Below are 12,501 nucleotides of genomic sequence, written 5' to 3'. Positions count from 1 at the left end.
ATCAGGCCACCGCCACCACCCAGGGGGGTATCTCGTGTCCACTCCGAGCCGACTCGGACGCCGCTTGTTCCAGCTGTACACGGGGCTCGCGCTGTACGGCGCGAGTTCCGCTCTCCTGGTCCGGGCAGGTCTCGGGCTCGAACCCTGGAACGTGCTGCACCAAGGGCTCGCCGAACTCACCGGGCTCAGCATGGGCCTGGTGCTGACGATCGTGGGCGCGGCCGTCCTGCTGCTGTGGATTCCGCTGCGGCAGCGCCCCGGGCTCGGCACCGTCTCCAACGTCCTGGTGATCGGCTTCGCGATGGACGCCACCCTGGCCGCGCTCCCGGAGGCGCGCTCCCTGGCGGTCCGTGTGCCGCTCCTCCTCGCGGGCGTCGTGCTCAACGGCATGGCGACCGGCCTGTACATCTCCGCAGCCTTCGGGCCGGGCCCGCGCGACGGCCTGATGACCGGACTGCACCGCCGCACGGGCCACTCGATCCGGCAGATCCGCACGGCGGTCGAGGTCGCCGTCGTCGCGACCGGCTTCGCCCTCGGCGGCAGCGTGGGGGTCGGGACCGTCCTGTACGCGCTGTCCATCGGGCCGCTCGCCCAGTTCTTCCTGCGCATGTTCGCCGCCCCCTCGGCACCGGAGCGCAGCACAGTCGTTGCCACGGGGCAACCGGAAGGCGCCATACTGCGTCCGTGACCACCGCGATACGCCACCCTTATCTCGACCATCCCGGCCCCATCGCCTTCGCCCATCGCGGCGGGGCGGCAGACGGGCTGGAGAACACCGTGGCGCAGTTCCGGCGCGCGGTGGAAACGGGCTACCGGTACATCGAGACCGACGTGCACGCGACGGCTGACGGCACGCTCGTCGCCTTCCACGACTCGACGCTGGACCGGGTCACCGACGGGGCCGGCCGCATCGCCGACCTGCCGTGGGAGGACGTACGGCACGCGCGCGTGGGCGGGCAGGAACCCGTCCCCCTCTTCGAGGAACTGCTGGAGACCTTCCCCGAGGTCCGCTGGAACGTGGACATCAAGGCGGAACCGGCGCTGCGGCCCTTCCTGGAGCTGATCGAGCGCACCGACGCCTGGGACCGGGTCTGTGTGGGCTCCTTCTCCGAGGCGCGGGTGCTGCGGGCCCAGCGGCTGGCCGGGCCGCGGCTGGCCACCTCGTTCGGTACCCGCGGAGTTCTCAGCCTGCGGCTGCGCTCGTGGGGACTGCCCGCCGCGGTGCGCCGCTCCGCGGTCGCCGCGCAGGTGCCCGAGGCCCAGTCGGGCGTCCCGGTGGTCGACCAGCGCTTCGTGCGGGCCGCCCATGCGCTCGGACTGCAGGTGCACGTGTGGACCATCAACGAACCGGAGCGGATGCACCGCCTCCTGGACCTGGGCGTCGATGGCATCATGACCGATCACATCGACATGCTGCGCAAGGTCATGGAGGAGCGGGGCGTCTGGGTCTGAGGCCCGGACCGCCCGGGCCACGCCTCCGCGCGGCACCCAGCGGGGAAGCGAGGGCACGGGTGGGCACCGACACCGTGCAGATACAGGCGGCCGACGAGGCCGCCGCACTGCGGCGCGAACAGCGCGGCTGGTACGTCTACGACTGGGCGTGCTCGGTCTATTCGACAAGCGTCCTGACCGTGTTCCTCGGTCCCTATCTCACAGCCGTCGCCGAGAAGGCGGCGGACGCGGACGGCTATGTGCACCCCCTGGGCATCCCGGTGCGGGCGGGCTCCTTCTTCGCCTACTCGGTCTCCCTGTCGGTGATCCTGGCCGTCGTGATCATGCCCCTGGTGGGCAGTGCGGCCGACCGCACGGGGCGCAAGAAGCCGCTGCTGGGAGCGGCGGCGTACACGGGGGCGGCCGCGACGACGGGCATGTTCTTCCTGGACGGCGACCGGTATCTGCTGGGCGGGCTGCTGCTCATCGTGGCCAACGCGGCGCAGTCGGTCGGGATGATGCTCTACAACTCCTACCTGCCACAGATCGCCCCGCCCGAGGAGCGCGACGCGATCTCCTCCCGGGGCTGGGCCTTCGGCTACGGGGCGGGCTCGCTGGTCCTGGTGGCCAATCTCGTCCTGTACTCGGCGCACGACTCCTTCGGCCTCTCCGAGACGGCCGCGGTCCGGGTCTGCCTGGCCTCGGCCGGACTGTGGTGGGGAGCCTTCACCCTCGTACCGCTGCGGCGGCTGCGCGACCGGCACACGCGCGTGGAGCGCGCCACCGCACCCGGGCTGCGGCAGCTCGTGGAGACCGCCCGGGACATGCGCCGGTATCCGCTGACGCTCGCCTTCCTGCTGGCGTACCTCGTCTACAACGACGGCATCCAGACGGTCATCTCCCAGGCCTCCATCTACGGCTCCCAGGAGCTGGGCCTCGGCCAGTCGACGCTCATCGGGGCGGTGCTGCTGGTGCAGGTGCTGGCCGTGGCGGGGGCGCTGGCGATGGGCCGGCTGGCCCGGACCCACGGGGCCAAGCGGACGATCCTCGGTTCGCTGGTGGCCTGGACGGTCACGCTGGCGGCCGGGTACTTCCTGCCCGCCGGGGCACCGGTGTGGTTCTTCGTGCTGGCCTCCGGGATCGGGCTGGTCCTCGGCGGCAGCCAGGCGCTGTCCCGGTCGCTGTTCTCGCATCTGGTGCCGCCGGGCAAGGAGGCCGAGTACTTCTCGGCGTACGAGATGAGCGACCGCGGGATGAGCTGGCTCGGCCCGCTGTTGTTCGGGGTGACCTACCAGCTGACCGGAAGTTATCGCTCCGCGATCATCTCGCTGGTGGCCTTCTTCGTCATCGGCTTCGCCCTGCTCGCCCGGGTCCCGGTGCGGCGCGCGATCGGCGAGGCGGGCAACCCCGTTCCGGAAATGATCTAGCGGCGATTTAGCACTCGGCGCGAAAGGGCGGTAGTGTACGCGTTTGGCCTGCCAGGCGGACCGTTACTGCGCGTCAAAGATGCCGAAACGCTGGGTGACATCTGCTAGCAGATGTGACAAACCGGGCGCCTGTGGGTAGAACAAGGGGCGGCTACGACGGCGACGCATGACCCGGAACGGGACCCGGAACGGGAATCTTTACCGCCGACCGGACGTTGACCGGATGACGACGACAGCGACACCTGTCCTGTGGGCGACAAGCCCGGGAGGCACGATTCATGAGTGAGCGAGCTCTTCGCGGTACGCGCCTCGTGGTGACCAGCTACGAGACGGACCGCGGCATCGACCTGGCTCCGCGCCAGGCCGTGGAGTACGCATGTGAGAAGGGTCATCGATTCGAGATGCCCTTCTCGGTCGAGGCGGAAATTCCGCCGGAGTGGGAGTGCAAGGTCTGCGGGGCCCCGGCACTCCTGGTAGACGGCGACGGCCCGGAAGAGAAGAAGGCCAAGCCCGCGCGTACCCATTGGGACATGCTGATGGAGCGGCGCACCCGTGAGGAGCTCGAAGAGGTCCTTGAGGAGCGCCTGGCGGTTCTGCGCTCGGGGGCGATGAACATCGCTGTTCACCCGAGGGACAGCCGCAAGTCCGCATAGTCCCGGCGGGACTGGGCCGGAGACACAGCGCACGTAATCACCGCGGGCGCCGTACGTGAAGTCGCGTACGGCGCCCGCGGTGTTGTGTTCCGGGGCAGTGAGGGTGCGGCCTCGGGGGGGGCGGGTGCCTTCCGATGCCTCTGTTCCCGGGTGCGGCTGTGCGGGGGTGGCCGGCCCTGGAGGCCGCTCTCAGAGCCGTTCCGGCCCGGAGGCCTCGCCCTCGAACGCCGGACGGGCTGGATCTCGCGGGCGGCCTCCGGGGCTTCCAAGCGGCCGGGCCGCCGTCGTCGCTCGGTCTCCGTCGTCCCCCGGCATCGGGCGGGACGCGCGGGTCGGCGGGGCTCGGTGCCGGCCTCAGGGGGTCAGGGGCGGCCGCTGCTTCTCCGGCTCCGGCCCCTCCTCCCTGATCACCTCGCCCTGGACGACCTTGCCGTCGGGGCGGTGGATGCGGGCCTGCTGGAAGGCGTCGCCGAGGCTGCCGGACGCGGACCGGCGCAGCCTCCTGTCCAGGACACTCTCCGCCGAGCGGCTCACGGCCTTCTGGACCGGCGGGAGCAGCAGGAGCAGGCCCGCCACGTCGGAGATCAGGCCCGGAATGATCAGCAGCAGGCCGCCCAGCATCATCCAGCCGTTGCCCTTGCCGCCGCCACCGGACGGCGAGCCGCCCTGCTGCAAGGCCTCGTTCAGGCTCTGGAAGGCACGGCGCCCAGCCCTCTTGATGACCACGGATCCGCCGACGACGCCCGCCACCAGGAGCAGGAACACGGTCGGACCGCCCGCCACGCCCGCGACCTGGGTCAGCAGCCAGATCTCCAGCACCAGCCATGCGGCGAGCCCCAGCGGCAGGTACCTGCGCAGCCGGGAGCGCCGGGGCCGGGTGGTGGGCGGAGCGGGGGAAACGCCAGTCGTCATGGTCCCAGTGTGCCTGGACGCGGCTCAGCGCGGGATAAGGGTCGCGCGGCCGCAGCCGTCCAGGCGGGGTCAGGCCCGCTTGCTCTTGCCGGTGAGCTTGCCGACGCGGTCCCCGAAGCCCCAGGCGGTGACCCGCCACAGCGCCTCGACGAGGATGTCGCGGCTCATCTTGGAGTCGCCGAGCTCGCGCTCGACGAAGGTGATGGGGACCTCGACCACGTGGTAGCCGGCCTTGACCGCGCGGCGGGCCAGGTCGACCTGGAAGCAGTAGCCCTGCGAGGCGACCTCGCTCAGGCCCAGGCCCTCCAGGGTCTCGCGGCGGAAGGCGCGGTAGCCGCCGGTGATGTCGCGCAGCGGCAGGTCCAGGGCGAGGCGGGAGTAGAGGCTGCCGCCGCGGGAGATGAACTCGCGGGACTTGGGCCAGTTGACCACCCGGCCGCCGGGCACCCAGCGGGAGCCGAGCACCAGGTCGGCACCCTTGAGGGCGGTGAGCAGGCGGGGCAGTTCCTCGGGCTGGTGGGAGCCGTCGGCGTCCATCTCCACCAGCACGCCGTAGTCGCGCTCGATGCCCCAGCGGAAGCCCGCCAGGTAGGCGGCGCCCAGGCCCTCCTTGCCCTTGCGGTGCAGTACCTGGACCTGGCTGTCCTCCGCGGCCAGCTCGTCGGCGAGCTTGCCCGTGCCGTCCGGGCTGTTGTCGTCCGCCACCAGTACATGCGCCTCGGGGACGGCCCTGCGCACCCGGCCGACGATGGTCTTGATGTTCTCCGCCTCGTTGTAGGTCGGGATGATCACCAAGGCCGTGCCGAGCGGACCGTACTGCCTCCCCTGGGCCTTGGCCGCATGGGTCCCGTCGCCGTCGTTCACTGCTGCCCCTTCTGGTCGTACGCAGGCGTCCAACCTTAATGGCCGCAGCCTGCGATGACGCGCCCTGCACGTTCGTACGCTGGTGTCTATTCCACAAGAGTGGGGTAAGACCGTTCTTTTGGGCACGTTCGTCCGCGGCGGATGGGGGCCCGGCGCCCTTCGGGCCGACCTGGGACCCGCTGGCTGCGGGTCGACCGAAAGCCGTTGTCTACTGAGCGTCCGGGCCCCACCCGGGTCACACCTTGCCGACCGGTAAAACGTCCCCCGCCGGCGCGGGCGCTGAGCCTGGCTCCCAGTGGCGGTGCCCCGGTGCGGCACACCGTCCCTGACCCAGCGGCGCTGCGACGAGTTGCACGAACGCTCCCCGGTCGGGCGTCCGGTGGTGGACTCGGCCGAACCTACCGGCCCCCGGCCGCCGACTGTCAACAGCCTCCTGACCTGCACCGACACACATCCCGGAGCGTCGATCCCAGAGGATGCGCAGGTCGGGCGACGCGGCGGCCGGACGTGATCACCACCGCGCCACCCCGGGAGATCACTCGCCCGGGCGTACGAACACCGTCCGTCCGCCCACCACGGTACGCAGGCAGACGGGCAGGTCACGGCCGGGGGTCAGGTCGGGCAGGCCGGGGGTGCCGGAGCGGGGGTCGGTCGACCAGCGGGCGACGCGGTCGTCTGGGGCCTGGACGACCAGTTCGTCGGTTCGCCAGACGGCGTAGTCTGCGGGCGCACCCGGCACCAGGACGCCCGCGTCGTCACGGCCGACGGCCCGCCAGCCGCCGCGCGTATGGGCGGTGAAGGCGGCGCGCACCGAGACACGGTGCTCCGGGGTGTGATGGAAGGCGGCGGCGCGGACCGTGCCCCAGGGATCGAGCGGAGTGACCGGGCTGTCGGAGCCGAAGGCGAGCGGCACACCGGCCCGCAGCAGGGCGGCGAAGGGGTTGAGGGTGCGGGCTCGCTCGGCGCCCAGACGCCGGGCGTACATACCGTCCTCGCCGCCCCACAGGGCGTCGAAGGCGGGCTGGACGGAGGCGATCAGGCCCAGCTCGGCGAAGGCGGCGACCGCTTCGGGGGTGAGCATCTCGGCGTGTTCGACACGGTGCCGGGTGGCCCGTACGCGGGCGAGGCCGACCTTCTCGGCGGCGGCACGTACGCCCTCCACCACCGCCTCGACAGCGGCGTCGCCGATGGCGTGGAAGCCCGCCTGGAGCCCCGCCTCGGTGCAGAGGGCGACATGGGTGGCGACGGCTGCGGCGTCGAGGTAGGCGGTGCCGGTGTGGCCCGCGTCGGCGTACGGCCGGTGCAGGCAGGCGGTGTGCGAGCCGAGGGCGCCGTCCACGAAGAGGTCGCCGGCGGCGCCGTGGGCGCCCAGGGCGCGGGCCTTCGCCACGCCTTCGTCGGCCTGTTCCGCCCAGTAGCCGATCACGCGCGGTCCCGGCACCTCGCCGGCGAGCTTCAGCAGGTCCGTGAAGTCGTCCTCGGAGGAGATCTGCGGGCCGCCGCACTCGTGCACGGAGCCGATGCCCAGGGAGGCGGCGTGAGCGAGGGCGGTGCGCTGCGCCTCGGCGCGCTGGGCGGGGGTGATGGCGCCCAGAGCGGCCTTGCGGACGGCGTGGTGGGCGTCGGCGGTCAGCGGGCCGTCCACCGGGCCGACGCCAGGCACGAGGCCCAGCAGGGCCGTGGTGACGACCGCCGAGTGGACGTCGATGCGGGAGAGGTAGAGCGGACGGCCGCCGGTGGCCGCGTCGAGTTCCGCGCGCGTGGGCGGGCGGCCGCCGGGCCAGCGGGCGGCGTCCCAGCCGTGTCCGAGCAGGACGCGGTCGTCCGGGCGGGCGGCGGCGAAGTCGCGCACGAGGGCGAGGGCCGCCTCCAGGGACGGGGCGTCGGACAGGTCGAGGCCGCTCAGGGCGAGGCCCGTGGCGGTGGTGTGCACATGGGCGTCGGTGAAGGCCGGGGTGACCAGGGCTCCGTCGAGGTCGACGACCTCGTCCACGCCGTCGGCGAAGGCGTCGGCGGCTCCCTCGGAGCCGACCCAGGCGACCTGGCCGCGCTCCACCACCATCGCGGTGGCGAAGGGGTCGGCGGGGCTGTGGACCTCTCCGCGGCGCAGGAGGACGGTCTGGGGGTCGGCGGACTGCTCACTCATGCCCGACAGTCTCTCGCGTTCGCGCAGGGCACCGGGCATCGGGGCGTCCGGTTCAGATCTTCGGGGGACGCGCCTCGTACGGGGTCGAGAGCACGACCGTGGTGCGGGTGGAGACCCCGGCCAGGGAGCGCAGCCGGGCGAGCAGTTCCTCCAGTTCGTGCGGGGTGGCCACACGCACCTTGAGGATGTAGTTCTCATCGCCGGCGACGCTGTGGCACGCCTCGATCTCGGGGACGCCGGCCAGGCGGTCCGAGATGTCGTCGGGCGCGCTGGGATCGAAGGGTTTCACCGAGATGAACGCGGTGAGCGGCAGCCCGATCGCCTCGGGGTCGACGACCGCGGCGTACCCGCGGATGACGCCACGCTGTTCGAGCCGGCGCACCCGCTGGTGCACGGCCGAGGTGGACAGACCCGTGGCCTTGCCCAGGTCTGTGTAGCTCATCCGCCCGTCCTTGACGAGCAGCTGCACGATTTGACGGTCCAGCTCCTCCATGGCGCCAAAACCTACAGTGCGCGTGATCTCCTCGGATACCCGAGCAACGCAGGTCACACCCGGTTTGTGATGTACATGCAAGCCTGCTGCCGACTCTCGCGGGGACGCGGGGCCGCCCGGCCCCGGACAAAGGCGCAGCGCACGGGGCATCTGCGGGCGGCATGTGACGAACGCCACAGCGCTCGGACGCGCTCCGTGATGTTCTCGTGATTACCGCCGAGAGCGGACGGGAAGTGCTTGCTGTGGTCGAGGCCGCAGTGCCTTCACGGCCCAGCCTTAGGGGGAGAATCCCATGCAGAGTCTCAAGCGCCCTGGTCGTTCCGCGTCCAAGCGCCAGCAACCGGCCGTCGAACCCGAGCCGGAGGGCGTCGAACCCGACGCCTACGAGGCCGACGAGCTCGATGCCTACGACACCTTCGAGATGTACCGGGTGATCTGCCCGGACTGCGCGCAGCCGATCGCGCTGCTGGCGGACGAGGAGATCCTGCCGGAGCACGCGCTGTGCGCCTCGCCGTGGAACCCGTTCGGTCTCACGGTCTGTGCGGGCACGGGCCGCCGGGCGGTCGAGGCCGTCCCCGCGGACGAGTCCTTCACCCCGCAGGAGCAGGACACCGCCCTGCTGCTGACGCTCCCCCAGGGTCTGGACTGGCGGACGCAGCCCTTCTCGCACGTCGGCGGCCCGGGCTCGCGCCCGCTGCGCGTGCCGGCGAGCCGCGAAGCCGCCTGAGCCCCTGCGGACGGGCGGGCCTCAGTCCCAGTAGGTGCCCTGCACCATGGCGCGCAGACTGTCGTGGTGCAGGATCAGCGCGTCCGGGTCCGCCGGCAGCGCGACTTCACCGAAGTGGGCCTGGCGGTAGGCGATGCGCAGCATGACGATCGCGTGCCGCAGGGCGGCGTAGAGGGTGTAGAAGTCCATGTCCTGCGGGGTGTGCCCGGTCAGGCGCGCGTAGCGGGCCTCGACGCGGTCGCGGCGCAGGAGGTCCGGCAGGCCGCGCTGCCCCGAGGCGACCGTGAGGTCCTGGAAGAAGCGGTGCAGGTAGACGGTCCAGCCGAGGTCCACCTCGCGCGGGGCCGGGGCCGCCATCTCCCAGTCCAGGACGGCGACGGGGTCGAAGCCGTCGTAGACGACGTTCCCGATGCGCGCGTCGCCCCAGTTGAGGACGGGCGGGCCGGGCTCGTTCGGCCACAGCTCCTCCAGGCGGTCGAACGCGGCCTCGATCAGCGGTGAGGGCGCGAGTCCGTCGACCACCCAGTGGTAGTAGGCCCGCTGGGCCGTCACATGCCGGCGCAGGGCGTCCCCTTCGCCCGGCAGCGCCAGGAACCCGGCCTCCCGGGGCGGGACCTGGTCGTGCAGCCGGGCGAGCAGGGCGACCGTGGCCGCCTCCAGGTGCTCGCGCTCGGCGTCGCTCGCCGCGTGCAGCCAACTGCCCTCGTAGGTGTACGGCATGACGTCGGGAGGCACCCGGCCTGCGGCCTTCTCCATCACGAAGAACGGCGCCCCGAGCGGTTCCGGGTCCTCCTCCAGCCACAGCACCCGGGGCACCGGAAGGTCGCTGCGGTCGGCGACGAGCCGCAGGGTGCGGTACTGGCGGGCCATGTCGTACTCGGGGAAGACGGTGTACGCCGCCGGGTCCGCCGCGAGGCGCAACACGCAGGAGCGCACCGGCGGTTCGGGGTGCTCGATGTCGAACAGCAGGGTCTCGCTGGACATGCCGTTGGAGGCCGGGACGGTGATGCCGACGGCCTTGGCGCCGGGCAGCCGGGTGCCGAGCCAGGCGGTGACGCGCCGGGCGAGTTCCTCGGGGTCGCGGGTGCTGGTGCGGGGACGTGGTGCCGTGGCCATCTCGTCCTCCTCAGGGGGCGACCGAGTCGAAGCCGGTGAAGCCGCTCGGGTCGTGCCGCCCGAACGAGCCGTGCTCGAAGATGCCGTAGCCGGTGTGCCCGTCGAGCCGGAAGCGGGCGGCGTGGTCGGTGACGCCGTAGGAGGCGAGGGGGTGCGGCGACGCCAGGTCGTAGGTGCGGCGGTCCACCCATCCGCGGCCCTGCCACGTCCCGTGCTGCCAGTCGTCGGCCGGCGGATAGCCCGCGCCGATCGCGAGCGGCGAGGAGGTCAGGATCTCGGCCTCCAGCTCCCTGGGTTTGCGCAGGTCACCGAGGTGGATGACGGCGCGCTCGGGATGGCGGGTGCCGGAGCGGTAGGTGATCTCGGCCTGGGGCCAGCCCAGTTGGAGGTCGCGCCGGCCGGGACGGACCAGGGTGGCGTCGTTCAGGGAGCGGTGGCCGTCGGCGTCCTCCTGGGTGATGACCATCAGGAAGCGGTCCTCGAAGCGGACCGGACACCAGATCCAGTGGAAGCCCTCGGCCGGGTGCTCCGCGGCGAGCCGCCCGCCGTCCTCGCCCGGAACCGGCCGCACGCCCCAGCTGCGGTCCCGGGTGCCCGTCCAGTGCTCCGGAAAGACGTCGATCTCCGTGCCGCCCGCCCGGACGACCCCCTGCACCGTGCCCGCCTGGACGAACCGGCGCCCTTCCAGCGTGAGCCGTCCGCCCCGGTGCTGGAGGTGGTGGGGCTCCCACAGGGCCGGAAAGGCGGCGGTCCAGGTGAGGTCGCAGGAGATCTCGTCCTCGCAGACCAGCCGCAGCCGGTGCAGCGGCTCCTGGACCTCGATGCGCAGCGGGCCGACCTCCAGCCGCATCCGGTCCTCGCCGAGGGCGTCCGAGGCGCGGACGGCGTGCAGGGTGTCGCCGATGCGCAGGGTCGCGTAGGCGTCGATCACGCCCAGGTTGGGATAGACCCCAAGGCCGAGGATGAGCAGGGCGCGCCCGGAGTGGTCGAGGACGTGGAAGATGCAGCGGTCGTAGGCGTTGCGGTCCCCGGTCGCCACGTGCTTCATGGACAGCGGCACCTGATGCACCGGGTACTCGTCGAGCGGTACGGGACGGTCGTCGGCCACGGACACCCCCTGGAGGACAGTCCGCTGACGGTACGTCAGATACCGGGAGGAGGCCAGAGGGGGAACCGGACGCCTGTGGACTCACGCTCGATTCCAGGGTCGGGTGACCTGCCCGGCGCCTTCCGCGTTGTCCGGGTATGACCCCCACGTATTCGGCGACCGGGCGTCAACGCCGCATTTTCGTGCCCCGTCCGGCAGAATCGGTTCCGCCGCCGGTGCCGCAGGACCCGCCCATCTACCGCGATCTGATGCGCACCTGGGCCGACCGGGGCCGCACCCTGCCGGGCCGCCACGACCCGGAATGGATCAGGCTGGCGGCCCCGACCGTCCTCAGGGGTCAGTTCAGCGACCCTCCGGCCCTGCCACGTGACGGGCGATGACCATCCGCTGGATCTGGTTGGTGCCCTCGACGATCTGCAGCACCTTGGCCTCGCGCATGTAGCGCTCGGCCGGGAAGTCGGCGGTGTAGCCGTATCCGCCGAGTATCTGCACAGCGTCCGTGGCGACCTTCATGGCCGTGTCGGTGCAGTGCAGCTTGGCCATGGCGGCCTGCTTGGAGAACGGCATGCCCGCATCCCGCAGCCGGGCGGCCGCGAGGTAGAGCGCCCGGCCCGCCTCGATCTGCGTCGCCATGTCGGCGATCATGAAGCGCAGGCCCTGGAAGTCGGCGATGGGACGGCCGAACTGACGGCGCTCTGCGGCATAGCCGACCGCCTCGTCCAGCGCCGCCTGGGCCAGGCCGATGGCACAGGCGGCGATGCCCAGCCGCCCCGAGTCGAGCGCGGACAGGGCGATCGAGAAGCCCTGCCCCTCCTCGCCCAGGCGGCGGTCGTCGCCCACGCGCACGCCGTCGAAGTGGACCTGGGCGGTCGGGCTGCCCTTCATGCCCATCTTCTTCTCCGGCGCCGCGGCGCTCAGCCCCTCGGCGTCGCCCGGCACCAGGAAGGCAGTGATCCCGCGCGGGCCGTCCTCGCCGGTGCGGGCCATCACGGTATAGAAGTCGGCGATCCCGCCGTGCGTGATCCACGCCTTGGTGCCGGTGATCACCCAGCCTCCCCCGTCCTCCCGGACGGCCTTCGTGCGCAGGGAGGCGGCGTCCGAACCGGAGGACGGCTCGGACAGGCAGTAGGCGCCGAGCAGGCCGCCGCCGAGCATGGCGGGCAGGTGCTCGACCTGCTGCTGCTTGGTGCCGTGGGAGGCCAGGGCGTAGGAGGCGAGCGTGTGCACGCTGACGCCCAGACCGACGGTGAGGCGGGCCGCGGCCAGCTCCTCCAGGACCTGGAGGTAGACCTCGTACGGCTGGTCGCCACCGCCGTACTCGGAGCCGTACGGCAGACCGAGCAGCCCCGCCTCGGACAGCAGAGTGAAGACCTCGCGCGGAAAGCGCCCGGCGTCCTCCTCCTCGGCCGCCTTCGGCGCGATCTCGCGCCGGGCGATCTCCCGGACGAGCGCGAGCAGGTCCCTCGCCTCTTCCGTCGGCAGTTGACGCTCCACCGGCTGCGGGTCGCGGTCGGACATGGCGTCGGTCTCCTCCCTGTCGGGCACGGGCGGTCCGGCCCGTTGGTGGGGGCGGTTCCGCCTGATCGTTCTGCTTCGGCCGAAGTGTTGGCTTCCGGGTCTCGGA

At 72.1% G+C, this 12,501-nt stretch carries 12 protein-coding genes; 5 read left to right on the top strand and 7 right to left on the bottom strand.

The window, feature by feature from the left end:
• The first annotated feature begins 34 nt into the window (after positions 1-34).
• The 4 genes from ACFZCP_RS15710 to ACFZCP_RS15695 all read left to right on the top strand — a co-directional run bounded on the left by ACFZCP_RS15710 (position 35) and on the right by ACFZCP_RS15695 (position 3,511).
• Positions 35-688, top strand: a complete 654-nt coding sequence (locus ACFZCP_RS15710) for a YitT family protein (RefSeq protein ID WP_391427580.1) — start codon at positions 35-37, stop codon at positions 686-688.
• A complete protein-coding gene (locus ACFZCP_RS15705) occupies positions 685-1,452 on the top strand; it encodes a glycerophosphodiester phosphodiesterase family protein (protein ID WP_391427579.1) in 768 nt (255 codons plus the stop codon). Before ACFZCP_RS15710 ends, ACFZCP_RS15705 begins: the two co-directional genes overlap by 4 nt.
• 59 nt (positions 1,453-1,511) lie before the next feature.
• Complete coding sequence (locus tag ACFZCP_RS15700) at positions 1,512-2,858, top strand: MFS transporter (protein ID WP_391427578.1); 1,347 nt, start codon at positions 1,512-1,514, stop codon at positions 2,856-2,858.
• Positions 2,859-3,136: 278 nt separating this feature from the next.
• Positions 3,137-3,511: an RNA polymerase-binding protein RbpA gene (locus ACFZCP_RS15695; protein WP_009187548.1), complete on the top strand. Its 375-nt coding sequence runs from the start codon at positions 3,137-3,139 to the stop codon at positions 3,509-3,511.
• A 354-nt stretch (positions 3,512-3,865) separates the two neighbouring features.
• Here ACFZCP_RS15695 and fxsA read toward each other — a convergent pair whose 3' ends face one another.
• The 4 genes from fxsA to ACFZCP_RS15675 all read right to left on the bottom strand — a co-directional run bounded on the left by fxsA (position 3,866) and on the right by ACFZCP_RS15675 (position 7,926).
• On the bottom strand, positions 3,866-4,423 hold the full coding sequence (gene fxsA, locus ACFZCP_RS15690) for an FxsA family membrane protein (RefSeq protein ID WP_391427577.1): 558 nt from the start codon (positions 4,421-4,423) through the stop codon (positions 3,866-3,868).
• A 69-nt stretch (positions 4,424-4,492) separates the two neighbouring features.
• The gene (locus tag ACFZCP_RS15685; RefSeq protein ID WP_391427576.1) at positions 4,493-5,287 is read right to left on the bottom strand and encodes a glycosyltransferase; all 795 of its coding nucleotides are present in this window, start codon (positions 5,285-5,287) and stop codon (positions 4,493-4,495) included.
• A 535-nt stretch (positions 5,288-5,822) separates the two neighbouring features.
• The gene (locus ACFZCP_RS15680) at positions 5,823-7,433 is read right to left on the bottom strand and encodes an amidohydrolase family protein (RefSeq protein ID WP_391427575.1); all 1,611 of its coding nucleotides are present in this window, start codon (positions 7,431-7,433) and stop codon (positions 5,823-5,825) included.
• Between the two features lie 52 nt (positions 7,434-7,485).
• Positions 7,486-7,926 (bottom strand): Lrp/AsnC family transcriptional regulator, encoded by a 441-nt coding sequence (locus tag ACFZCP_RS15675; protein ID WP_361120354.1) that lies wholly within the window; start codon positions 7,924-7,926, stop codon positions 7,486-7,488.
• A gap of 292 nt (positions 7,927-8,218) precedes the next feature.
• Here ACFZCP_RS15675 and ACFZCP_RS15670 point away from each other — a divergent pair, with 292 nt between their 5' ends.
• Positions 8,219-8,653: a hypothetical protein gene (locus ACFZCP_RS15670; RefSeq protein ID WP_391427574.1), complete on the top strand. Its 435-nt coding sequence runs from the start codon at positions 8,219-8,221 to the stop codon at positions 8,651-8,653.
• Positions 8,654-8,674: 21 nt separating this feature from the next.
• On the opposite strand, the gene ACFZCP_RS15665 is transcribed toward ACFZCP_RS15670, so the two are convergent.
• The 3 genes from ACFZCP_RS15665 to ACFZCP_RS15655 form a co-directional block, all read right to left on the bottom strand.
• Positions 8,675-9,769 (bottom strand): phosphotransferase, encoded by a 1,095-nt coding sequence (locus ACFZCP_RS15665; protein ID WP_391427573.1) that lies wholly within the window; start codon positions 9,767-9,769, stop codon positions 8,675-8,677.
• A 10-nt stretch (positions 9,770-9,779) separates the two neighbouring features.
• Positions 9,780-10,877, bottom strand: a complete 1,098-nt coding sequence (locus ACFZCP_RS15660; RefSeq protein ID WP_391427572.1) for a hypothetical protein — start codon at positions 10,875-10,877, stop codon at positions 9,780-9,782.
• 342 nt (positions 10,878-11,219) lie between these two features.
• Entirely contained in the window at positions 11,220-12,395 is a 1,176-nt protein-coding gene (locus ACFZCP_RS15655) for an acyl-CoA dehydrogenase family protein (RefSeq protein ID WP_362687014.1), read from the bottom strand.
• Positions 12,396-12,501 lie beyond the last annotated feature (106 nt).

It is taken from the genome of Streptomyces sp. NPDC007971, assembly GCF_042958635.1.
In the GTDB taxonomy this organism is placed as follows: domain Bacteria; phylum Actinomycetota; class Actinomycetes; order Streptomycetales; family Streptomycetaceae; genus Streptomyces.
The sequence above is the reverse complement of the archived record's forward strand: the minus strand, read 5'-3'. Positions and strand labels throughout refer to the sequence as shown.

Excerpts from the sequence above, each read along its gene's own strand:
- ACFZCP_RS15695 (WP_009187548.1), top strand. The coding sequence starts at position 3,137 with ATGAGTGAGCGAGCTCTTCGCGGTACGCGCCTCGTGGTGACCAGCTAC.
- fxsA (WP_391427577.1), bottom strand. The coding sequence starts at position 4,423 with ATGACGACTGGCGTTTCCCCCGCTCCGCCCACCACCCGGCCCCGGCGC.
- ACFZCP_RS15680 (WP_391427575.1), bottom strand. The coding sequence starts at position 7,433 with ATGAGTGAGCAGTCCGCCGACCCCCAGACCGTCCTCCTGCGCCGCGGA.
- ACFZCP_RS15675 (WP_361120354.1), bottom strand. The coding sequence starts at position 7,926 with ATGGAGGAGCTGGACCGTCAAATCGTGCAGCTGCTCGTCAAGGACGGG.
- ACFZCP_RS15670 (WP_391427574.1), top strand. The coding sequence starts at position 8,219 with ATGCAGAGTCTCAAGCGCCCTGGTCGTTCCGCGTCCAAGCGCCAGCAA.
- ACFZCP_RS15665 (WP_391427573.1), bottom strand. The coding sequence starts at position 9,769 with ATGGCCACGGCACCACGTCCCCGCACCAGCACCCGCGACCCCGAGGAA.
- ACFZCP_RS15655 (WP_362687014.1), bottom strand. The coding sequence starts at position 12,395 with ATGTCCGACCGCGACCCGCAGCCGGTGGAGCGTCAACTGCCGACGGAA.